Annotated in this window: 22 protein-coding genes; 9 read left to right on the top strand and 13 right to left on the bottom strand. The window is 39.6% G+C overall.

Annotated elements, in window-relative coordinates; all coding sequences use genetic code 11:
* Window positions 1-153 precede the first annotated feature (153 nt).
* Window positions 154-2,700 (top strand): penicillin acylase family protein, encoded by a 2,547-nt coding sequence (locus ACFI4Z_RS06465; RefSeq protein ID WP_462669866.1) that lies wholly within the window; start codon window positions 154-156, stop codon window positions 2,698-2,700.
* On the opposite strand, the gene sfsA is transcribed toward ACFI4Z_RS06465, so the two are convergent.
* A complete protein-coding gene (gene sfsA, locus ACFI4Z_RS06470) occupies window positions 2,690-3,409 on the bottom strand; it encodes a DNA/RNA nuclease SfsA (RefSeq protein ID WP_462669867.1) in 720 nt (239 codons plus the stop codon). The genes ACFI4Z_RS06465 and sfsA overlap by 11 nt on opposite strands.
* An 80-nt stretch (window positions 3,410-3,489) precedes the next feature.
* On the opposite strand from sfsA, the gene pepB reads away from it, so the two are divergent.
* Window positions 3,490-4,785 carry an aminopeptidase PepB gene (pepB, locus tag ACFI4Z_RS06475; RefSeq protein ID WP_462669868.1) on the top strand — a complete coding sequence of 432 codons (1,296 nt, stop codon included), beginning with the start codon at window positions 3,490-3,492 and terminating at the stop codon, window positions 4,783-4,785.
* Window positions 4,786-4,981: 196 nt separating this feature from the next.
* Entirely contained in the window at window positions 4,982-5,548 is a 567-nt protein-coding gene (locus ACFI4Z_RS06480; protein WP_099294960.1) for a phosphoribosyltransferase, read from the top strand.
* A 79-nt stretch (window positions 5,549-5,627) separates the two neighbouring features.
* Here the strand turns inward: ACFI4Z_RS06480 and ACFI4Z_RS06485 are convergent, their stop codons facing one another.
* The 3 genes from ACFI4Z_RS06485 to ACFI4Z_RS06495 form a co-directional block, all read right to left on the bottom strand.
* A complete protein-coding gene (locus tag ACFI4Z_RS06485; protein WP_462669869.1) occupies window positions 5,628-7,748 on the bottom strand; it encodes a YjbH domain-containing protein in 2,121 nt (706 codons plus the stop codon).
* A gap of 150 nt (window positions 7,749-7,898) precedes the next feature.
* Complete coding sequence (locus ACFI4Z_RS06490; protein ID WP_462669870.1) at window positions 7,899-9,809, bottom strand: hypothetical protein; 1,911 nt, start codon at window positions 9,807-9,809, stop codon at window positions 7,899-7,901.
* Between the two features lie 384 nt (window positions 9,810-10,193).
* Complete coding sequence (locus ACFI4Z_RS06495) at window positions 10,194-10,850, bottom strand: Crp/Fnr family transcriptional regulator (RefSeq protein ID WP_135473089.1); 657 nt, start codon at window positions 10,848-10,850, stop codon at window positions 10,194-10,196.
* 276 nt (window positions 10,851-11,126) lie between these two features.
* Between ACFI4Z_RS06495 and ACFI4Z_RS06500 the strand changes: the two genes are divergently transcribed.
* The gene (locus ACFI4Z_RS06500) at window positions 11,127-11,357 is read left to right on the top strand and encodes a uroporphyrinogen decarboxylase (protein WP_462669871.1); all 231 of its coding nucleotides are present in this window, start codon (window positions 11,127-11,129) and stop codon (window positions 11,355-11,357) included.
* Between the two features lie 2 nt (window positions 11,358-11,359).
* Here the strand turns inward: ACFI4Z_RS06500 and ACFI4Z_RS06505 are convergent, their stop codons facing one another.
* The 5 genes from ACFI4Z_RS06505 to ACFI4Z_RS06525 all read right to left on the bottom strand — a co-directional run bounded on the left by ACFI4Z_RS06505 (window position 11,360) and on the right by ACFI4Z_RS06525 (window position 14,258).
* Window positions 11,360-13,024 carry an amidohydrolase gene (locus ACFI4Z_RS06505; RefSeq protein WP_462669872.1) on the bottom strand — a complete coding sequence of 555 codons (1,665 nt, stop codon included), beginning with the start codon at window positions 13,022-13,024 and terminating at the stop codon, window positions 11,360-11,362.
* 152 nt (window positions 13,025-13,176) lie between these two features.
* Window positions 13,177-13,413: an EF-hand domain-containing protein gene (locus tag ACFI4Z_RS06510; RefSeq protein ID WP_462669873.1), complete on the bottom strand. Its 237-nt coding sequence runs from the start codon at window positions 13,411-13,413 to the stop codon at window positions 13,177-13,179.
* A gap of 3 nt (window positions 13,414-13,416) precedes the next feature.
* Window positions 13,417-13,653, bottom strand: coding sequence for an EF-hand domain-containing protein (locus ACFI4Z_RS06515; RefSeq protein ID WP_462669874.1), 237 nt, complete (start codon window positions 13,651-13,653; stop codon window positions 13,417-13,419).
* A 130-nt stretch (window positions 13,654-13,783) separates the two neighbouring features.
* On the bottom strand, window positions 13,784-14,011 hold the full coding sequence (locus ACFI4Z_RS06520; RefSeq protein WP_462669875.1) for a hypothetical protein: 228 nt from the start codon (window positions 14,009-14,011) through the stop codon (window positions 13,784-13,786).
* A 19-nt stretch (window positions 14,012-14,030) separates the two neighbouring features.
* On the bottom strand, window positions 14,031-14,258 hold the full coding sequence (locus tag ACFI4Z_RS06525) for an EF-hand domain-containing protein (protein ID WP_462669876.1): 228 nt from the start codon (window positions 14,256-14,258) through the stop codon (window positions 14,031-14,033).
* Between the two features lie 308 nt (window positions 14,259-14,566).
* On the opposite strand from ACFI4Z_RS06525, the gene ACFI4Z_RS06530 reads away from it, so the two are divergent.
* The 4 genes from ACFI4Z_RS06530 to ACFI4Z_RS06545 are packed head-to-tail and all read left to right on the top strand — an operon-like array spanning window position 14,567 to window position 18,391.
* Complete coding sequence (locus ACFI4Z_RS06530; protein ID WP_462670012.1) at window positions 14,567-16,015, top strand: HAMP domain-containing sensor histidine kinase; 1,449 nt, start codon at window positions 14,567-14,569, stop codon at window positions 16,013-16,015.
* Between the two features lies 1 nt (window position 16,016).
* Window positions 16,017-16,529: a hypothetical protein gene (locus ACFI4Z_RS06535; protein WP_462669877.1), complete on the top strand. Its 513-nt coding sequence runs from the start codon at window positions 16,017-16,019 to the stop codon at window positions 16,527-16,529.
* A 3-nt stretch (window positions 16,530-16,532) separates the two neighbouring features.
* Window positions 16,533-17,882 (top strand): sigma 54-interacting transcriptional regulator, encoded by a 1,350-nt coding sequence (locus ACFI4Z_RS06540; protein ID WP_462669878.1) that lies wholly within the window; start codon window positions 16,533-16,535, stop codon window positions 17,880-17,882.
* An 8-nt stretch (window positions 17,883-17,890) separates the two neighbouring features.
* Window positions 17,891-18,391, top strand: coding sequence for a DUF1543 domain-containing protein (locus tag ACFI4Z_RS06545; RefSeq protein WP_462669879.1), 501 nt, complete (start codon window positions 17,891-17,893; stop codon window positions 18,389-18,391).
* Window positions 18,392-18,411: 20 nt separating this feature from the next.
* Here ACFI4Z_RS06545 and ACFI4Z_RS06550 read toward each other — a convergent pair whose 3' ends face one another.
* The 4 genes from ACFI4Z_RS06550 to pdsR form a co-directional block, all read right to left on the bottom strand.
* Window positions 18,412-18,645: a hypothetical protein gene (locus ACFI4Z_RS06550; protein WP_462670013.1), complete on the bottom strand. Its 234-nt coding sequence runs from the start codon at window positions 18,643-18,645 to the stop codon at window positions 18,412-18,414.
* A 50-nt stretch (window positions 18,646-18,695) separates the two neighbouring features.
* The gene (locus tag ACFI4Z_RS06555; protein ID WP_462669880.1) at window positions 18,696-18,854 is read right to left on the bottom strand and encodes a hypothetical protein; all 159 of its coding nucleotides are present in this window, start codon (window positions 18,852-18,854) and stop codon (window positions 18,696-18,698) included.
* Between the two features lie 101 nt (window positions 18,855-18,955).
* Window positions 18,956-21,103 carry a proteobacterial dedicated sortase system histidine kinase gene (gene pdsS / locus ACFI4Z_RS06560; protein ID WP_462669881.1) on the bottom strand — a complete coding sequence of 716 codons (2,148 nt, stop codon included), beginning with the start codon at window positions 21,101-21,103 and terminating at the stop codon, window positions 18,956-18,958.
* Window positions 21,103-21,792, bottom strand: coding sequence for a proteobacterial dedicated sortase system response regulator (gene pdsR / locus ACFI4Z_RS06565; RefSeq protein ID WP_462669882.1), 690 nt, complete (start codon window positions 21,790-21,792; stop codon window positions 21,103-21,105). Before pdsR ends, pdsS begins: the two co-directional genes overlap by 1 nt.
* 228 nt (window positions 21,793-22,020) lie before the next feature.
* On the opposite strand from pdsR, the gene pdsO reads away from it, so the two are divergent.
* Window positions 22,021-22,749, top strand: a complete 729-nt coding sequence (gene pdsO, locus ACFI4Z_RS06570) for a sortase-associated OmpA-like protein PdsO (RefSeq protein ID WP_462669883.1) — start codon at window positions 22,021-22,023, stop codon at window positions 22,747-22,749.
* Window positions 22,750-22,757 lie beyond the last annotated feature (8 nt).

Consider the following 22,757-nt stretch of genomic DNA (forward strand, 5'->3'; position numbering starts at 1 on the left):
GCGCGTAAAGTCAATTTTTTGCGTGAGGAGTCAAGATTTAGACAATTTTATAAGGCATGGTATCCATTGGATAAAAACAAAAAGTAATCAGAATTAAGGTTAACAGCTCTGCTAATTGTATCTAGCATTGAGATTAACCAACAAGGAACCACAATGAAACTTCACACACTCTCTATTAGTATTGCAGCAGCGTTATTATTAACTGCATGCGGCTCGGATGATGACAATAACACTGTTGAGCCGCCACCTGTAGTGGTTGAGCCAAACCCAGAACCCGCACCTGCAATTACTGCATTTGATGACGATAATAAGCTCGATGCAAATATTCGCTGGACGACCTTTGGGGTGCCCCATATTAAGGCAGATAACTTAGAAAGCTTAGCGTTTGGTAGTGGCTATGCCTACGCCAAAGATCATACTTGTTTATTGCTGGATCAAATTGTAAAAACCCGTGGCGAGCGAGCTAAATATTTTGGTCCGGACAAAGTACCTGGTAGTGGTGATTCTGCGCATTTAATTTCTGACTTTGGCTATAAAGCCCTAGGGGTTAATGCTTATGCAAATGAGCATTATGACGAGCTTAACGACGCTAGCCGCGCGCATTATGAAGGGTTTGTGCAAGGTTTTAACAAATATGTGAGCGATACTGGTACTGATAACCTAGCCCCAGAGTGTGCATCGCAGCCGTGGGTGTTTGAATTAACTCCAGAAGATATGTTGGCATACGCCATGGCAACAGTGCAGCTTGCAAGCTCGGCTAACTTTTTAGATCTTGCATTTTTAGCCAATCCAGGAGACGGTAGTGAGTATTTACCGACACCAAAAGCATCAGAGCCTAGCTCAGTTTCAAGCGTTGTTAAAAATATAAATCAACAAGCTAAAAGCTTTAAACTAGAGAAGAAATTTCAACACTTAGGTTCGAATGGCTGGGGTGTTGGTAAAGATAAAATGGCCAATGGCAAAGGGGGCTTATTAGCGAATCCGCACTTTCCTCACGAAGGTAATCTACGGTTTTGGCAATCACACTTAACCATTCCTGGTGCTATGAATGTCATGGGTGGCAGCTTGCAGGGGATGCCAGGCGTTATCAACATTGGCTTTAATGAGCATGTTGCCTGGACGCACACATTTTCAACCGCACGACATTTTTTAATCTATCAATTAGCGCTAAATGAAAACGACCGAATGAGTTATAGCGTTGAAGGTGATGATTACACCATTAAAACTAAAAAAGTATCTGTCGAAGTCGCGATTGCGCCGGGTATGACAATCGAGCTGGAAAAAGACTTTTATTACAGCCACCACGGCTTGATGATTGAAACACCGGCTGCAAACGGCTTAGGCTGGGATGATAGTCAAGCGTTTACTATTAAAGATGCCAATGAGTTCAATATGGACGTAGTTGCTCAGTGGTCTGCTCTAAACCAAGCACGCAGCTTAGATGACATGAAAGCCTCGTTTGCACAGTTTGATGGCGTGTCGTTTAACAATACAATGGCAACGGATAAAGACGGTAATGTATTTTTCGTTGATGACAGTACAGTACTTAATGTGGGTGATACCGCCAATATGGCGATTCGTATTCAGCCTGAGCTTGTTGCACTGCGCGAATCGACTGGGTTTGATTTAGTACCCGGTAACTTAAAGTTATTTGAAGCTGATGGCAATGTGCCGTTTGAAAAAGCGCCGCAGTTAAGCCGCACTGACTATGTGCAAAATTCTAACGATAGTTACTGGGTAACCAATCCAGAGCAACCATTACTCGGTTTTGCCGCACAATATGGTGATGTACACAAACCACTTTCATTGCGAACCCGAATGGGCTTACAGCTATTAAAAGATGGCGGTGGCGAAGATGGTTTATTTACCCTTGATGAGCTTGAAACCGCCCTGGTTGGCGATCGCATTTACCTTGGTGAGCTGGTGTTTGAACAGCTGGTTGCTCAGTGCCAAGCACGAGGTGACACGCCTGTAATGCTAAGTAATGGTGATAGTATTGATTTAACGCAAGCGTGCAGTGTGTTAGCGCAGTGGAATGGCGCAATGAACCTAGAGACTAAAGGTGCAGCCCTAATCCGTGAGTTTGCCCATTTATTTGATGCAGATACGTTGCTCGCAGATAATTTTGATGTCACAAACCCTGCAAATACACCAAATACTTTGCGTATTGACGGCTCTGCCTTGGTTACCTTGGCGCATGCAGTGGCTACATTACAAAGTAATGGAATCGCACTTGATGCAACCCTTGCACAAATGCAATTTGTAGAGAAAACGCTTGCAGGAGGTAATGCCTCAGGGGAAAAACTACCGTGGAGCGGCCCTATGCATGTTGAGGGTGGATTCAATGTGTTTAGATTCGATCGTAGCGGTACTACTCGTTCAACCTTGATCCCTTATATTGATCATCAAGCGTTAAATGACGCTATTACGGGAGAACCACTGCGCTCAAACCTAAGTAGTGCAGGGTATCCGGTCAATTATGGTTCTAGTTGGATGTTTGTGATGAATTTTACCGACGATGGTCCGGTTGCCAAAGGTTTACTAACGATGTCGCAAAGCTCAGACTCAACGTCGGATCATTTTGATGATCAATCACGTTTTTATTCTAAAAATGCCACGCTTAGGCCATTATTGTTCAAAGATGAAGATATTAACCTTAATTTGATTGGTGAAATGGATGTTTCACTAACTAAGGAATAAATGCCACTCTTTCGGCCAGAGTAACTTCTTTGGCCGAAACTTTTGCTTTGTATGCCAATACCTCAACACCTCTAGCAATCGCCTCTGTTAATAACTGGGCGTACTTTTTATCGATATGTTTTGCTGCACTCACTTGGGTTATGCCTTCATGTAACACGGCAAACAGTAATACAGCGCGATGACCTTGTTCAACCATTTCTATTAATTCGCGAATATGTTTTTGCCCGCGTAGCGTTTGCGCATCAGGAAAGTAACCTTGGCCCGTTTCTGGCGCGTCTTGGCTTAATAAAGTGACTGATTTCACTTCAACATAGCAGTTTGGGCGGTCAGGGTCGCTGAGTAAGAAGTCGATTCGGCTATTTTCTTGACCGTATTTTACTTCGCTTTGTAGTTGCGCATAACCACTTAGTTCATTAATTATATTGCTTTGCAGTGCTTCATCGACCACTTTATTTGCCATTGCTGTATTAACACAAATGAGGTGTTGAAACTGATTTTGAGTGAGCTCTAAAGAATGCGGATATTTACGCTTTGTATTATCACTGGTTGAGTAAAATGCGGTGAAATCAGACTCGGCGCAGCCTGTCATTTTTCCTGTGTTAGCGCAATGTGCAGTAAACTCAGTGCCGTCCGCTAAGCGTAAGTCGGCTAAAAATCGTTTGTAGCGTTTAATTAATGTGGCTTGTTGTAATGGCTTAGCAAATTTCATTATTTGGTCTCAATCAGTTGGGAAGTTGTGCCAGCTATAGTAGACTCAATGCCACTAATTAGCGCAAAGAGTATTCTAACATGTCTGAAAAATTTGTTGTTCAATTAAGCGAACAAGCGGCTGCATCTCATTGGGGCGAAAACGCCACACTTTCATTTAACGAGCAGGGCGCTACGGTTCATTTAGCCGAGCAAGAGACCTTAAAAAACGTGCAAAAAGCAGCGCGTACCATTGCCAATCAAGGTGTTAAAAATGTAGTTTTAGCTGGCGATTGCTGGTGCACCGAAACACAATGGGCATTTTATCAAGGCTTTGTTTCTCCTAAAACGTTAGCAGGCGTTGAATTTGTCGAAAATGCAAAAACAGACAGCCAAGAGTTAAACTCATTATTACGTTCTGCCACATGGGCACGTGAAATGATCAACGGCACAGCGGATGATATTTTCCCTGAAAGCCTTGCAGGTAAAGCGGCTGAGTTTATTCAATCACTTGCACCTGAGCATGTCAGCTACCAAATTATTAAAGGCGATGCATTACTTGAGCAGCAATGGATTGGTATTCATGCTGTTGGTCGTGGCAGTGAGCGCCCGCCAGTATTATTAGCGTTAGATTACAACCCAACTGGGGATGACAATGCACCAGTAGATGCCGCTTTAGTGGGTAAAGGGATCACGTTTGACTCAGGCGGTTACTCAATTAAGTCAAGTGAAGGCATGCTGGGTATGAAATGCGATATGGGTGGTGCAGCCACAGTTACAGCTGGTTTAGCCTTAGCGATTAGCCGTGGTATTAACAAACGTATCAAGCTATTTTTATGCTGTGCAGAGAACATGATTTCTGGCCATGCATATAAACTAGGTGACATTCTTACTTATAAAAATGGCACAACGGTTGAAATTGTAAATACCGATGCTGAAGGGCGTTTAGTACTTGCCGATGGCCTTATGGCTGCTGGCGAAACCGGTGCGCCGCTTATTATCAATGCCGCAACGTTAACAGGCGCTGCGCTGGTTGCAGTTGGCCAAGAGTACAATGCCTTATTTGGTCTTGATAAAGAGTTTGTACGTGAAGTTGAAGGCTTTGCAGAGCAAGAAATGGAAGCTGGTTGGCCATTGCCACTAGAAAAGTGGCATCAACAAAACTGCCCTTCGCCTTATGCTGATACAGCAAATAGTCGAGCGCAAAAGGGCGGCGGTTATGGCGGCGCATCAAATGCGGCAGGTTTCTTATCACGCTTTGTACCAAACGATGGTAAAGGCTGGGTGCACATTGATTTAGCCGCTGCCTTTAATATGGGTAGCACAGGGCAATGGGCCGCTGGTGCTACAACAGTCGGTATGCGTACCGTTGCACGTACATTGCTTGAAAAAGCATAATTTAGCTACGGCTAGATAAGCACCATTGATGAAAATAGCACCTTATGAAAATAAGGTGCTATTTATTAAAAATCCCCCCGTAAACAAGCTTTTTATCCTAATTTACGCTAAAATCTCGCCCCACAGCTTTTCAGGTGGTTAACTTTGTCTTGCTTAGACTACACTTGATTGAACTACATACACTGGGGTTTCTATTATGTCTGATAAGACTTACATCACGGCGCAGCAATTGCTTGAAGATTCTTTTCGCGTTGCCGCACAAGTTTACCAAGACGGCTTTCGTCCTGATTTTATTATTGGTATTTGGCGCGGTGGTGCACCAATTGGTATTGCAGTGCAAGAGTATTATGATTACAAAGGCATAGAGACTGATCATATCGCAGTGCGTACGTCTTCGTATTACGGTATTAATCAGCAATCAAAAGAGATCAAAGTTCACGGTTTACATTACATTATTGAAAATGCCAATGCCGGTGACTCGCTACTTATTGTCGATGATGTTTTTGACTCTGGCCGTAGTATTTTTGCATTAAAAGAAAAGCTTTCAGAGTTAATGCGTTTAAATTTACCAAAAGATATTCGTGTAGCATGCCCATACTACAAGCCGAAAAACTCAAAAGTTGATATGAAACCAGATTATTACATTCACGAATCTGAAGAATGGCTCGTGTTCCCGCATGAGCTTTCAGGATTAACGCCAGATGAGATCATCGAAGGTAAAACGGACCTTGCAAAAATTCATGATCTATTGCTAGAAAAGTAAATTATGTATTACTAAACAATAAAAAAGGCCTGTTAAAGGCCTTTTTTATTTAAATAAAACAACAAACTAAAATTAAATATTATTTATATATTTCAAATGCTTCTTTTAACCTTGGAAGGTGAGAATAAATATAATTACTCGACATTCTGTCTTGGTTAAAGAAAGTATTGTCAAGGTCAATAGATGAGGTCGGTGTAACAGCACTTGTTCTATTAATTAAGTTAACATCTTGGTTTATAACAGTGTTCACACTGTGACTCCAATTTTTTGTGCCTTTGACTTGCCAATTACCTGCGCTCATATCTTTACGAGGCGATAGTGGGATGCTAAAACCAATGCCTACTTTTTGCACATCAGTATCTATATACATTAATCTTAAATTCGCATCACCGAACCAAAATTTAGTTTCAAGTTTATAGCCTGTATCTTCATTCCAGAACTGCCCACCGGTTATATGGAAGGAAACATCTTTTTCAGCCCATAAATAACGGTAAGAAAGTAACGAGTAATCACGTTTATCTGTGTTGTAATCTTTATATTCAAAATAGCCTATTTTAGCCTTTAATTTATGGGCACCTGCAGGGCTTTGCCACGCCGTTTCATTAGTTATACCCATATAGTCAAAGTAATCTTGAAATAGCCCAACCTGAGTTTGGTTATAGATATTAAACGGAAGTGAGAACGTCTGGTAAGCGACTGCACGTTTAATCCCCGTTTCTTGACGAGAATTTGAGAAAATTCTGCGCTCTTCAAAATGACTTGTATTGGCTACATTTACTTGGCCGGTTACATTTATACCTGCACCTTGCCAAATTGGAATATTTAAGTCAGCTTGTAGTGCTAATGAATAATCGAGTACGCCAAATTCTGTTGCATGCCTAGATGATAAAGAAGGTGAAAATGTTACTCTTGGAACAAAGTAAGGGCTTGTCTTTGTTGTATTTCCAGCCCATTTGATAGATTGCGCATCTTGACTAGTAAATTGAGTTTTAACGAGTAAATCAGGCGTTATATTTTCACTGATAAAGCGTCGGTAATTTTCCAGTTGCCCACTTACTTGTAATATAGGTATGTCTAATTTTGATAAACGAACAATAAAGTCGTTACTTCCTTCAGGGAAATGTTCAGTAATACGGCCTAACACAAGGCCTAAAGCGTCAATTTCATTTCGGTTATAAACTGAGTTTTCAAATTCAACTATTATTAAATCACTTTCAGATAAACCCACACGCAGGTTTTCAAATCCATCATTGCTCAATGCTGATTTTAAGCCATGTATGTTTTGATTATTAACTTGGTTAGATTGTTCTATCTTTTTAGGCTTAGATACAGTTTGCGGTGAATTTGAGTTTACTAAAGTGCTCACCTCAATTTGTGATTTTCTATCTTTTTTTGCTATAGAAGCCGTGTCTGTATTATCAGGTGTGGGGGCTGCTTTAGGTTCAGTGTAGCTGCTTTGCGATTGATCGCTTAGCGGCATACTGATATTTACTCCCCAATAAGTGTCTTCATCAGCAAGTTCAGTATTAGAGTAAAAGCGGCTGTTAATAGATACTGTGGCAATATCGTATAACCACTCTTTTGGAATAGTCACTTTTGCACCAAGGTTAAAAGCTTCTGAGTCATGCTCTGCAAGGATAGATAGCCAAGTGAAAGGTTGGTATTCAACACCTGCAAAAGCGCCATCAAGTTGACCTATGCGCGCGTCAGAGCTTCCCATGCCCGCACTAAAGCGAAAATCCCATAACTCTTTTGATGCTACAGCGTAATAGGCTTCATAATTATTAGCCGCGCCGCCTATGTCTTTTGCACCTATAGCGATAGTAAACCAGTCTTTAGGGATAAAAGGGATTTGATACTTGGCATTAAATGAGAGATCGCGAATTTGTCCATCATTTTCGTAGCTATAAAGGTTATCATGCATGGATGAAGAGGTAATTCTACCGCTTACCTCTAGGCCGTCAAAAAGCCCCGCAGAAAATGTGAAATTATGGCCATCGGTGTATTTATTTCTTATTTCCAGCTGATTGCTGTAGCCAATATCAATATCACCTTTATTCATTACGGCCGCTGTGGGAGTATGAAAAATTCCAGTAAAACCATTAAATGCAATGCCATGATTTAAATCATTAGCAGCAAAAGCAGAAGAGCTGGCACCAATTGCACAAAGTGTCGCGAGAGTTTTTTTATAATAAGTCACGTGATTAACCAATTTAGATTTAAATGAGGCTTTAAATTTTTAAAACCAAAAGTTACTTCTACCATAATATAAATGAAGCAATAACTTAATAGCAAGATAAACAAAAGCCGCGCAAATGCGCGGCTTTAGGAGGTAATGTTCTAGTAGTAATTAAGAACCAGAACCAGATCCAGTAGCTTCAACTTCTTCAACTTCACATACAGTTGGGATATCAAATGCAACTGAAGTTGTATTTACTTCTAACGCCTCATTTAACCATGTGCTATTCACATAGTCATAGTAATAAAGTGTGTAGCTAGCACCTTCATCTAATGAAAGATTAAATGTAGCACCTTCACCGTATACGTAGTTACTGAATCTATCATTGCGAAGTAAGTATACAGTCGTAGGTGTTGGAGTTGGCGCAGCCGCTACTTCAAAGTCATCAGTGTTGCTACAAACAAGTTGAGTAGTAACTTGTTTTGAAACCTTAGTAGATGCAGTAGTCGTAAGTTGAAGTGTTTCACCATTTAAATCACATAGGTTATTAACACTTAACTTAGATGCATTACCATCAACGTCCGTAGATAAGCCATCAAGTATATTCTTACCGTCCTGAAGTACCTTGATGTCTATAGGGAAGCTTGGTGGGTTATTAATGTTACCTTGAGAGTAATCACCGTAGTAAGTCGTTAATTTTCTGCGGAAACCATTAGTTTCAAGTAGCACAGAAACCTGATCAGCATTTGCATCACCGTTAGCGTCAACCATGTCGAACGATACTTTAGAACATTGGTTGTTGTTAAAGTAATCTAAGTTCCAGTAAGAAAGGTGATCAACGTCTACTGAAACGTCAAATGTAGTATAAGTACCGTCAAGGGCATCATTTGCATTAACAGTTACTTCACCATAGCTTTCAAATGACCATTTACCTTCATCTTCATCGTAACTCCAAACAGGGAAAATATCGCCCGCTGCAAGTTTACGTGGAGTTGGATTCGCAACAGTACAAACACCTTTGCTGAAGCCATTTTCTTCTGCGAAAGTTGCAATATCTGTGTTAGCAGGAAGAGTTACTGGGCAAGGGTTAGACGTTTTCTTGTCAACTTCCATTGCAACAGTGATTGTATTGCCTTCACCAAATGTACTTACTTTATTGCCTTCATCATCAACAAGTTCGATAGCAACAAAACCACCTGAAGTAAATGAACCATCAACCTGAGAATCAGTACCATCTGGGTTAGCAACTGAAAGTGCTAATCCACCAGGAAATGCATCTAACGAAGAGCTTTCTTCAGCAACGTCATCAGTCTCATTATCATTACGTGTTGCTTCATTAGCAAAGTATGCAACAGTCATTTGTGGAGCTGAAGTTAATGCCGCACCATCTTTATCTAAAAATTGGGTGCCACTTTTAATTTTTACAGAGGTACCACCAGTCGCTTTTGATGCTTTTTCGGCAGGAATGCTTTGCTTAAGTTCAACTTCGGTCTTGTCGCCAGTTACAGACAAACCAGAAGCAGGGTCATATGCTACTGTTGTACCATCTTCAGCAAGGTCTGATAATCCTTTAGTTGCTGCAACAATTGCAACTTCAGAATCAGCGAGAGTTCTTGGTGTTAATCGGATTTCTTGAGCAGATATGTTGTCATCAGCAGTAACACTGAGGCTGCCAGAGTTGTTCAAAAAGCCTTCAGCAGATACAACATAATTATATGTTACGCCATCAGCAGGGATTGAACCAATAGTGAAAGAAAAGTTGCTGGCTGTTGTCGTCTTATCTGCATCTGATAGGGCTTCACCTGCTGCGGTTAGAAGGCCGTCTTCAGACGAAGTAAATTTTATAGTGGCAGATACTGTTTCAGCTAAACGTTGCCCAGTTGCGTCAACTAAGTTTACACTTATTGCACCAGCTTGAACTTCAGCTGCTGCAGGTGGTACCGCAACCACGACCGTTTCTGGTGGCGGAGCTGGCGGCTCTACATAATTGTTGTCATCGTTGTCGCTGAAACAAGCTGTTAAGCTTGCTGTTAGGCCAAGAGCTAGCGCTAGCTTGGTTAGCTTGAAATTATTATTTCCCATAATCGTTACCTTTCTTTCCTTTCTCTTTAAGTAAACAGACTTAATTGCAGTTAAACTAGTATCATTAGAGGTCCCTTAAAGAGGTACTTTTACTATGATACAATAATTTTGTTTATGAAGGATAAGCGCACATTATATATACGTCAAGTGAACATTATATATACTTTCTTTAAATTAATAAGAAAATTGTAATCAGTGTTACTAGAGTACAAAAGTTGAGTACAAATATTGTATTTGCAGCGCTTACCTTAAAGTTTAGATGCTAATGTAAACAAGCATACCATGTAAAACTTATTAGTGTAATTTAGCATCTTTTATATTGCTAAATTATGTATGTTTTGTGTAATTCTATTAATAATAGCATTCGTGAAAAGGATAATATAGTTAGATTTGTGAAAAGCTATCTACGTAATCACTGAGCTTGTCAAGGTTAACAGCCTTCAAACCATTGTTGGACCTTTCTACTAAGCCTTTTTCAACTAGCTCTGATACGACGCGACGATAGGCTCTCTCGGTTGTTGCAAACCGCTCCGCTTCGGCGTTAACCGTTGGGTAAGCACGCAGTAATGTTGGGTTATTATTTTCTGCTCGTAATAAGCAGTCTTTAGCTATGTTGTAACCAAGAGGGAGCAGTAATTTGTCCAAGTTTATTTTTTGATTTTCTTGAAATTTTGCAGCAATAGTTTGTGCTGTATACAAGCTCAACTCGGGCTTGTCTAATAATAAGGCTCGCCAATGTTTCAATTCGATTAAGTTATAACTCACGTCACTAAAACAAGTTACAGTATAAATACACGGGTTATTGTTTAGAGCTTCAATTTCGCCAATTAGTGTATTATTACAATCAAGTTGCCCTAATAATAGGCGTCTGCCGTTACCTACGTCATAGCTAAATGAAACCGTGCCACTACGTACTAACACGAGCTTTGTTAAAGGCTGATCTTGGTGAATTAGCACTTCTTTTTTTGATTGCTGGTACCGACTACCAGCAAAAGTGAGAAGTTGCTCAACTAGATAACTCGAAAAATGATATTGAAACATCAAATATGCTCTTCGGACAATTGTCCTATTTATTACATCTTAATGGCGATAGCATTAAGACTCTAAGAATTTACACTAACTTACTAGCTTGTTTAAGCGCCTCAGCACTTATACAAGTTTGACACCTTTATATCCCGTGTAACGATTATTTAAAAGTATGCTTTTAGCTTACTTTAGGTTTTAAGTAAGTTAGTTTTTTATACAGTACTACATTGTGTCGCTATTGCACCTAAATCGCAATACCCATAGTGTTAATCTTAATAGTTAGGAAAACAAATGAGTTGGGAATATTTAGGTTATATAGCTTCTGCTTTACTTGTTGCTTCTTTAACGATGAGCGATGTAGTCAAACTGCGCTGGTTAAATTTTGCTGGGTGTATAGCATTTACACTTTATGGTATTGCAATAAGTGCATGGCCAGTTGCAATAACAAATGGTTTACTGACTTTTGTTAACTTATACCATTTAATTAAACTTAATCGTAAAAAGTCAAAAACTGCAGGATAATACTATTCTGCAGTAACCACTGAGTTAACATTCGTTTTTTGATATTTTAGTTCACCTGCTATCCAAGTTTGTTCAACGTTTATGCTATAAATATCTTTTACTGGCACTTTGAAATAATCTTTATCAACTAAAATAAAGTCAGCCCACTTTCCTTGCTCTAAGCTGCCTAGCTTAAACTCTTGATGTGCAGCGTATGCTCCTCCCAGCGTGAAAGCGCGAAATGCCTCTTCTCGGCTTAACGCTTCATCTGCTCGCCAGCCATTTTCTGGGCGCAGCTGATGATCCATTCTTGTTATTGCTGAATACAAACCGTGAAAAGGATTGGCAAGTTCAACAGGAAAATCAGAACCAGCGGCAACAACAGAGCCTTGATTTAAAAAGGTTTGCCATGCATATGCACCGGATAATTGTTTTTGCGTCAAACGTTGTTCTGCCATATGCATATCAGATGTTGCATGAACGGGCTGCATCGACGGAATGATTTTTAATGCTTTAAAGCGAGGGATATCAGTTGGGTTTACTATTTGTGCATGCTCAATCCTGTTGCGCAGTAAAATACCACCCGTTTTTTTAAATACGTTTTCATATGCGTTAAGCACAGTTTGATTTGCTTGGTCACCTATTGCGTGTGTGTTAGCGCTAAACCCGTTAGAAAAGCTCAAGGTAAATAACGCCTCTAATTTTTGCTGAGTCTCTAACATTAAACCTTTGTGGCTTTTTCTGTCAGCATAATCCTCAATTAGCGCAGCTCCTCGGCTACCAAGGGCACCATCAGCGTATATTTTTACACTGCGAATAGACATATAATCATTGATATCCTTAAAACGACCTGCTTTGAGCATCGTTTCAAGTGATGGGTCAGTTGCGCTAAGCATCGCAACTATCCGCAATGGTAAAGTTTCTTGTTCAGCGCGCTGCTTATAGATTTGCCATGTTTGTTTATCGATACCGGCATCGTGAGTAGAAGTTATGCCAAGGCTTAATAGGTGGTTACCTGCTTTATCAAGAGCTTGATTTATATCAGCCTCTGAAGGTGAAGGAATAAATGTCGTGATTAACCCTTCGGCTTTGTCTATAAATACACCACTGGGTTTGCCATCTGAGTTGCGAATAATCTCCCCTCCGTCAGGGACGCCAGTGTTTGAGGTTATATTAGCCAACGCCATTGCTTTGCTATTAACCCAAATTGCGTGTCCATCAACACGCGATAGAACGACCGGTACATCGCTTATAATTTTGTCTAAATCGGCGGCTGTCGGAAATTGCTTTGAAGGCCAAAGCTCTTGATTCCATCCTCGGCCAATTATCCAACCTTCTTTGCCTTTCGCAAATTTAGCGAGCTTATCTTGAATACTCTTTACAGATTCGCTGCCACGTAAATCCAGTTGCGATAAATTTTGACCTAAACCAATAACATGGCCATGGGCATCAATTAGCCCAGGTAAAAGTGTCTTTTGTTTTGCATCGAATTTTTCAGCATCAGGAAAGCTATTTTTTAGCTCATCAGAACCCACCTTAACAACTTTACCATCTTTTATCACAAGGGTTGAAAATTGTGTCAGCTCGCCTTTGTAGGTTGGGGTGTAACCATTTGCATTGTAAATAACCTTGGTATTAGCAACTGCTATTAAAGGAAGAAAGAGGGATAATGCGAGCAAGTTTTTCATTGTGAGAGTCATCTAATTGTTGTTTTTATAAACATTAACAGAGAATCTCAGTGCTGCAAAATATTTGTGTTACTTTTAAGATTCCTTATAAAAGCATATGTTTATGTATTAATTAGTAAAACACTGTTACATATACAAAACTTTAAATGTGCTTATTTATTGGCGTATACGCTGAACTCTGTAAAGGACAAACGACTGTCTTTGTCGGTATCATAGCTATTAAAGCGAGACCAAAGCGCAGGGTCTCTCGCTGTTTCTGCACGTGTTAATAGGCCATCTTCATTTTTATCCAGTGCTTTGAATGTATCTGCCTGTGTGTTGGTGTTAGCAAAAACACTGAAGCCAGTCAGTAATAATAAAGGCAATACGATGATATTTTGTTTGTTCATATTTTAATACAAGCTATTCGTTAAATAGTGTTTGAATTCAAGTAAGGATATACGGTTGTCTCTGTCTTTATCCCAGCGCTGGTAATCATTAAGTAACTGCGGTTGAGGATCAAGTTCCGATTTTGTTAAAAATCCATTTTTGTCCTTGTCTAGGTGGTCAAAGCGCTGCTTTACATCGAGTGCCGATGCACCAAAGCTTACACTCATCATCAATCCACAAATAAGTGCTTTATTTTTCATCATTTATTCCTTTAATGAATGTTAAAGATAAAGTATTTGCCATAATTTAAGTCCCAACAATAAATCCATTTACACAATCCCTCCGGGATTATGGCAAATACTTTAATTTAGTTAACCGAGTGTAGGTTCGTTAGCGCTTTAGTTGTTTAAATTCGCGCTCAGAAAGCATTTCGTCACCGTTTTCGTCAAGATCGCTAAATTGTTTAAACAGGTTATCGCTCTTTTTAGCTTCTAAACGTGATATTTCGCCATCTGAATTAATATCAAATTGCGCAAATTTAACATTGAGCTGTGAGGCCAAAACGGACGCACTAATGGCCAAAAACATTAATGCAAATGCACTTATTAATTGTTTCATCTTGTTTCCTTAACATTAATTACTGAATAAATAATTTAAATTCTGCATACGAAATTTGACCACTGTGGTCTTTATCTATTTGCTCAAAATTTTTATAAAGCATGGCATCTTCATATGCCTCTCCTTCGCTTAGCATTCCATTATCATCCTTGTCTAGCTCGGCGAAGATGGCCTTGCTGTCTAAAGCAGTTGCACTAAAGTTTAACAGTGCACTTAGGCAAAATAGTGTGATTACACGAGAGCTCATAAACATCCTTTTTAATGATACATGTTGTATTTAGTTGATAGTGCTAACAAGAATAGTGCCAAAAATATTTTTGCTTAAAAATCAGTGGTTTAGTTTTTTATCAAGTTTAAGGTAAGAAAAAAATACTCAGTGGCGTGTCTTTTTTGCAACAAGGTAAGGGTGTAAATAAAAAATATCTTTTAAACTAATTGCTTAGCGTGTTGCCAGTTAGCTACAGCAGGACTTCAAAAAGCATCTAATAGTGTTTTATTCAGCGAGTGTCTAAGTTAGCTGCCTGATAATGCGTCGACTATTAAAAAGGAAGGGTAATACCAGTGGCGATAGGCAAAAAATACAAAACTATGCTTAGGTGGCGCCCGAGTCTTATTGGGCAGTTTTTGATTAGTATTTTATTGTCTTTATTGCCCTTGTCTTTGGTGGTTATTATTTTTTTAAATGCGTTAAACAAACAGCTTGCCACCACTCAAATTATTGTGGATAGCAACTACAAAGTAACCAAATCATTTAATAGCCTTAAGCAAGACCTTAATAGTTTAGAGCGAGCAACACGGCAAAACTGGGTATTAAAAAGTGAATCACTTGATGGACTTATTAAAGATAAGTGGATCGCTTCATTTAAGACAATTGATGAACTAACAGTGTTAAGTAATGAACAAGGTAAGCAAAAATGGCAGTTACTGTTAACCGTGCTACGTAATACAAAAAAACAGCTTATTGAGGAAAACGCACAAAACGCCCAGCTGTTTATTCCAATTAGCCAGCTTATTAACGAACAAACGTTGTGGTTACGAGAGAAAAATGAACAAAAAATTGCTGAAAATCAACAGCAATTAAAGGCATTACAGAGCTCCTTTATAAATTGGTTAGTCGCACTTCTGCCCTTAACTATGTTAGTGGGTGGGGGATTCTTATGGCGTATAAGTGGCCGTTTAAAGGGCTTAACTTCTGTTATTGATAAATTAGGCCAAGGAGATTGGCAGCAAAAAATATCAGTGCAGGGATCGGCTGAACTTGTTGAGTTGGGTAATAAGTTACAGTGGGTGCAAGCTCAATTACATACTTTGGAGCAGCAAAAGGACACCTTTTTACGTCATGTAACGCATGAGCTGAAAACGCCATTAGCCTCTATGGTTGAAGGCACAGATTTGTTGAGTGATGAGATTGTAGGACCCATAAACAAAGAGCAGCAGGCAGTGCTTGTTTTAATTACTCAAAGTATGGAGCGCTTACGTACTATGATAGAGAGCTTGCTTAGTTACAATGCAATTCGCACCAGTAAAGATAACTTAAATGAAGTTGAATTTGATCAAATACTAAAAAAAATAAATAACCATTTTGAGCATCGGTTGCAAGCCCGCGAGCAAACTTTATGTTGGCACGTTAATGTACCCGATAAGCCTCTTCCTTTGGCTGGTGAGCTAATTGAAATGTCACTCATTCAGCTTATTTCTAATGCGTTAAAATACTCAGCCAATGAAAGTTCTGTCAAAGTTGAACTCGCACTAGTTGAGAATCAGTTAATCATAACAGTCAGTGATCATGGCATTGGGATTAAAGAGCATGAAAAACCCAAAATATTCAATGCTTTTTATCAAACAAAAGCAAGCCAAGTAGAAAACTCCCAAGGCAGCGGCTTAGGATTAACAATCGTAAAAGAATCAATTGAACAACTTAAAGGTACAATTACTGTTGAGGAAAATAGTCCTCAAGGTTGCTGTTTCACTATTAAAATACCGATTCAACAAGGAGTGAATTAATATGACTTGTTATTTTAAGTCAGCTTTTTTGGCCTGTTTTATCCTAACAGGATTGACGGGGTGTGAGTTAATGAGTGATACCAGTACAAAAAACACTGATTCAATAAAGGCGGTCCACCCAAACCCAAAACCTCGCCCCAAAACTGAACCAGCTTATCCATCGGCAAGTACAGTGATCGCTTGGCATGCCTCGTCATGTGGCGGTTTTACGCTAGCTGCTGATAAGAAACAGTATGTGGGTAAGAGAGAGATTCAATCGTATTTTAACTTCAGTTGTAAAAATAATACGTTAGCACCTGAAAAAGTACTAACAATGCTTTTACAACTCGATCAAGCTTATTATTGGCCTGATGATATTAAACATTACTGGTGGCTGCAAAAGCAGCAAATAAAACAACAGCTCAATGCGAAAAAAGAACAACAGGCATTGAGCGATAAAATGCAAGAGACCTTATCGTCTCTGGCAACCATCGAGCAGCAACTGCTGTTACGCGAAGAAACTAAGGAGCAGTAATCTATGGCAACTCAATTAACCCAAAGCGCACGAGTTTTATTGGTGGATGATGATGCAAGTTTACTTAAATTACTGTCTATTCGCATTGAATCTAAAGGTTATCAAGTTACAACCTGCGAAAGTGGTATGGCGGCGCTGCAATTACTTAAAAGCCACGTATTTGATGCAGTGATCACCGACTTACGTATGGATGAAATGGACGGTATGACACTTCATCGCCAGTTACAAAGTCGTTATCCGGCATTGCCTGTGATAATGATGACGGCTCATGGTTCGATACCCGATGCAGTTGAAGCAACTAAACAGGGCATTTTTGCATTTATAACCAAGCCCGTGGATAAAGACGAGTTATTTGACAGCCTCGCTAAAGCAATTGAAATTCATGGATTAAGTGGTGAGGAGCAATCTGCAAGTAGCACTATAGTGACTCGCAGTGGTGCGATGTTGCATTTACTTGAACAAGTAAAGCTTTTAGGCCCAACCCAAGTAAATGTGCTTATATCAGGTGCTAGTGGCACAGGTAAAGAGTTACTCGCCAATGCGATTCATCTTCATAGTCACGTATGCGACGGGCCTTTTGTTGCTATAAATTGTGGAGCGGTGCCCGGTGAGTTACTTGAGTCTGAGTTATTTGGTCATAAAAAAGGCGCGTTCACGGGGGCTGTAAAAGATCACCAAGGGTTATTTCAACAAGCTCAAGGCGGCACGTTATTTTTAGATGAAATAGGTGATATGCCATTAAACTTACAAGTTAAGTTATTACGTGTATTACAAGAAAAAACCATCCGCCCAGTGGGTTTCCAAGAAGAGATACCGATTGATGTGCGTATTGTCTCTGCAACTCATAAGAATTTACCCGATGCTATTGCTAATCAACAGTTTAGAGAAGATTTATACTATCGCTTAAATGTTGTAAATTTAAAGCTCCCAGCGTTAAAAGAGCGTCGAGAGGATATTAGCTTATTAGCACAACATTTTAGCTCAATGATTGCAAAACGAATGGGGCAAGGGCAAAAGCAGTTTGCTACCGATGCTATGTACGCATTAGTTCGTTATGATTGGCCTGGCAATATTCGTCAACTACAAAATGTGGTTGAACAGGTAGTGGCTCTTTCACCTAGTGAAGTTATTTCAGTACACTTGGTTGAAAGTGCTCTGAACAGTAATGAAACCAATGTCGAGCCGCTTTCTTTAAACGATGCAAAAAAAGAGTTTGAGCGTGATTATGTAATTAATACGCTAAAAATGGCCGCAGGCAACGTTGCAGAAGGTGCAAAACTTGCAAAGCGAAATCGTTCAGATTTTTATAAGTTAATTAAAAAACATAACATTGATGTTGATGCTATTTTATAGGAGCAAAAATGCAGTTATTTATGGTGTATTTAGGTGGCAGAATACAAGGTTGTCATATTGAAATGCATGATGTTCGATTTGTTGTTGGAGATTCAATAGAGCAGTGTTATTCAAAGTTAAAAAGCCAATGGGTTGGTGATAAAAACAGTGTGCATATGGACAGCTTTATGGCAATCAAGCACATTGATGGTTATCAAGTTGAGGTTGTAAATCAGCCTGTTGCGCAGCCAGAAAAACTATTTTTTGTGAATCTAGGCGCATACCGCGCTGATAGCCTTGCGGAACAGCATGATTTTGCTTTGTATGTGGCGCACGACGCTGAGCAAGCTAAGCAACGCGCAAAGGATAATTTACTAGCTGGGTTAAGCCACATACACAAAGATGATTTACATGATGTTGATGATTGTTTTGCTATTGACTTACTTGATAGTCAATTGAGTATTAAGTTAACTCCTAGCGGCCAATCACAGACAATAAAACCAGATTGGTTTGGTTATCATATTTTATAAGTTAAGACTCAAGTAAGCGACTAATCGTTGTCGCTTTGCTCTAAGCGTTCCTTATCTTCACTGTTACTTGCAATTTTAAAAGCAATAATAACAAAACCAAACATGACAAAAGGTAAAGCGGCAAGTAAATACTCAGTAAGGTTACTGTCGGTAAAGCTAGCTTGTAATAAATAATGTCCTGCCACACACAGTAGGATCACAATAAGCAGAATGGGTAATAAAATAAGTTCTTTTTTAGCTGAGTGGCTTTTCATCATTTGGCATTACTTTTTCAAGGTGCGCCATTGTAATGAGCAAACAGCTTTTAGGTCAAATAACTTGGTTGGTAAATATTAATACCTTGAGTTGAATCAAACTTTTCAGTTTCTGGTTCAACTTCATCGGTATTGTTTTCATCTCTTTCTACGCAATGATATAAGTCGAATATAAAATCGATTTCTTCGCGTTTTAATATAGCTGACATTTTAACCTCCTAAAGCAGCTGTAAGCTAACAATAAGAATATGCTTGTCAGTCTGAATTATAAGTGAATGATTATTTAGCAAATTGTGTAGAAGTGTAACCATCAGCTCTTTTCAGAGGTATCTTTAGATAATGGTAATCTAACGATAAATTCAACCCCATCATTTTGCTGATTATTGAGTGCCGTTACACTGCCTTTATGATACTCACACACTAAACGGACAATATATAAACCTAACCCTAAATGTGGTTGTTGCTGAAGTTGCTGGCTGCGGATTGACACCATCGAATCAAAAATATGTTCAGCAAGCCCTTCAGGTAATAACGGTCCTTTATTTTTAACAGACAGCACAGCATTATTTTCATCTTGGTCTAGGTTGATGCTAATGGCATTATCATCCAGGTTAAACTCTAGCGCATTATTAATGAGTTTATCGAGTAGCTGCGCAATAAATTCAGGTACCCCCATCAATGGGAGTGAGCTGTCGCAAATTGTTAGCGTAAACGCTTGTTGCGGGTAAGTCAGCTGGTAGCCTTGCATACATCCAGAAACTACTTTTTGTAACTCAAATGGCTCAGGTTCATTGCTTTGAATGCTTTGCTCAAGCCGAGTGGCTTCACTCATTGTGGTAATGATTTTACCTAATCGCTCAACACCTTCACTTGCTCGGTCAAGGTACTTTTGGGTCAGTTCATTTTGCGGTTGCATTTGTAGATTTTCTAAAGAACTACGCACTACGGCAACTGGCGTTCTTAATTCGTGAGATAATCGTGACGACATAGTTTCAAGGTAATCAGTATAACCTCCAAGCCGGCTTACTATACTGGCAAAACTGCGTGAAAGGTCGCCTATTTCATCATTTGAATCTGAATAGTTAATTGTGCCAGTAACTCGCCCTTGTGCATCAATTGCTTGCTCTGCGGTATCACGTAGGCGCCTGATTCGGTTTGATATACGTGAAGCAAAAAAGAATAAAGTAACAGTGCCTATTAGCATTACCGCTAAAATGACATTAAATAACTTCTCAAGTGATTTATTTCTTAGGGTGCGAACACCATTGGTGGTTTCTTCAGCGATAACAGCACCAATAACTTTATCATTGATCCAAATAGGGTAAGCAGCCGATAATATCACTGCTTTGTTATCAGGGGTGAGTCGCCAAGATGAAGCTGGTGTGCCATTGAGTGCCTTTCCAATATGGCTGCCTTGCATAGATGCTACATCGTGCAATGTGTCTAAAAACTCGTTTTCTGGACGAGTAAGCACTTTATAATAAAGCGGGTGTAAGTAATTTCTTTCAAAGCGTTGCCACCATGTTTTGGCGGGGGTATCGGCAATGCCATCAGCCCAGACGCCATCCGCATGGTGAATTGAGCCGGATTGCGCCAACACACGATGATGATTATCAACCACCCAAATACGGCTACCACTGTGTCCCATGCCTTTTAAAATGCGGTTTATTTCGGGTGAAGGGACGAGCACTGAACCAATGTCATTGGGGTTGAGAATGTTTGAGGTTGACATTAATTGCGGTTCCACCTTTTTCGAATCCCAATCCTCAATTGCAAACCCCAGCTTATTACCAAGCATGCTTAACGGAAAACGCAGTTCAATATTATAGCCAGTAGCAGTACTGGTAAAATAACCTTGTATTTTAGTAAATGGATTATTGGTTTGTGCATCAAACGCATTTACCCAGCCATCTTGGCGAGCCGCTACAATATAATGTTTAAATTTACCCTCTGGGGTTTTTAACATGATTTGTAAGTGATCGTTTCGGGTTAAACTTAAGCTGTTTTTAGCGCGGTAAATTAATGAATTATCGGTTACTTTAAATACAGCATATAAAAATTCGCCATATTTACCCACCATGTGATCAAAAGACAGATCAGCGCTTTGGTGATTGGTTTTATCACCTTGTAAATAACGCTCATCATAATGCCAAATTAAGTTCTGGTAAGGTTGCCAATCAGATAATTTGCCATCAAGTTGAATTGGGTTATTCAGGTTGTAGGCATAAAGATCACGTCCTTTAACTACTTGATCTAAAAAATTACTTTGTGAATCAAATAAAGCGGGGCGTTCATGCAATGCTGTGGCGAGTGCGCGAGTTGTGCCAACAAGAGTTTTTTCTTGGCCTTGGCGTAAAAATTTCTCCATTTCCCATACGTATTCGTAGCCTAGCCATGGCAATAACAATAAAAAGCATGATAAAAAGATAAATTTACTACGAAGGCCTAAACGGAGCATTAAAGTTGCTCCCAGCGGTAGCCCATACCATATACGGTGTCTATACAATCAAACCCAGCATCTAAGGCTATAAATTTTTTACGGATACGTTTTACATGCGATGTAATTGTAGAGTCATCTACATAAATTTTGGCATCGCTCATCAATTCATTACGACTTTTAACATGGCCTGGGCGCTGTGCTAATGAATGTACCATCCAAAATTCGGTGACAGTTAAATCAACAAGTTGTTGTTGCCAAAATACTTGCATGCGTTTGGTATCTAACATGAGTAGGCCGCGATTAATTAATGCGGTTTCATCAGCAGGTTGCTCTAGTGCTTCCATCCGCCTAAATAAAGCACCAATACGTGCTGCTAAATGCGCCATACTAATGTCTTTTGTAAGGTAGTCATCAGCCCCCATACGAAGGCCACAAACGGTATCGATTTCGCTATCACGGGCGGTTAAAAAAATAATCGGTAATGTTTTAGATAATGTCCGCAAGGTTTGGCAAAGCAAAAAACCGCCATCAATTTCATGGCCTAAGCCAATATCTACAATGGTCAAATCGGGTAGCCCATCATTTAACGCGCGCTCAGCAGATTGCCTATCACAATAGCCACTGACCATATAGCCCTGAGCGGTTAGCATTTCCATGTAATTTTCGCGGATTGCAGTTTCATCTTCAATGATGGCTATTTTTTTCATTTTTTTATTACTCTTATTGACTTAGACGCACTATAGCGAAGTTTTTGTATCGAAAAAGGCTAACAAGGCAATTGCCCTTTTTTTGCCACAATTGCTCAGCAGTTTGCCTTTATTCATCCCTTTTGTTGCCACTTGCCAGTGTTTTAATAACACCATCCCAATTACAGCAGACGGCAACCAACGTCAGCTGAACAAATGAATAAACAATTAAGTACAAAGGAATAAATTATGAAAAAACTTATTATCGCATGCACTATCGCCACTTTATTAGCAGCGCCTAACTTTGCTCATGCAAGTAATGAAGAGAAAAAAGAAACGCACAAAGAAACACTTGTAGGTCTTAGTACCGGGGCTATTTTAGGAGGCATCGTCGGCGGACCAGTAGGTGCATTTATAGGTGCTTTTGCTGGTGGATTAATTGGCGATAAGGAAGTTGCAGAAGATAAAATTGCAGAGCAAAAACGTGCCCTGATTGTGATGCAAGATAAAACAGACGACTACCACCATGTATTAGCTCATAACGCTAAGCTCACCGAACAGTTAGATGTTTTAGAGCAGCATAATGAGCGTCTTACACTCTCACAAATGAAAAATTTGATGGCAATGACAGTGCAGTTTAAAACGGGGTCAAGCGAGATTGCTCCCCACTTTGCTAAGCAACTTGATCAGCTTGTTAATTTGTTGAAAAGTCAACCAAAGCTATTAATTGATTTAAATGGGTTTGCTGATCAACGAGGTGATGAACAGGCTAATTTACAGCTATCAAAGAAGCGAGTTTCTGCGGTGCAAAGTTACTTAATTAAGCATGGCGTTAGCCATACTCGGTTGACGGCTAACGCATTTGGTGAGCAACACACGCTTGCTAATAGTGATACGTATGAAGAGAACGTATTTGATCGTCGGGTAACGCTGACTACTCGTCCGAGTAACGTCTCACAAACAGCCAGTAATGACTAATCCGTTTT

The organism is Pseudoalteromonas sp. RWi3, assembly GCF_054960735.1.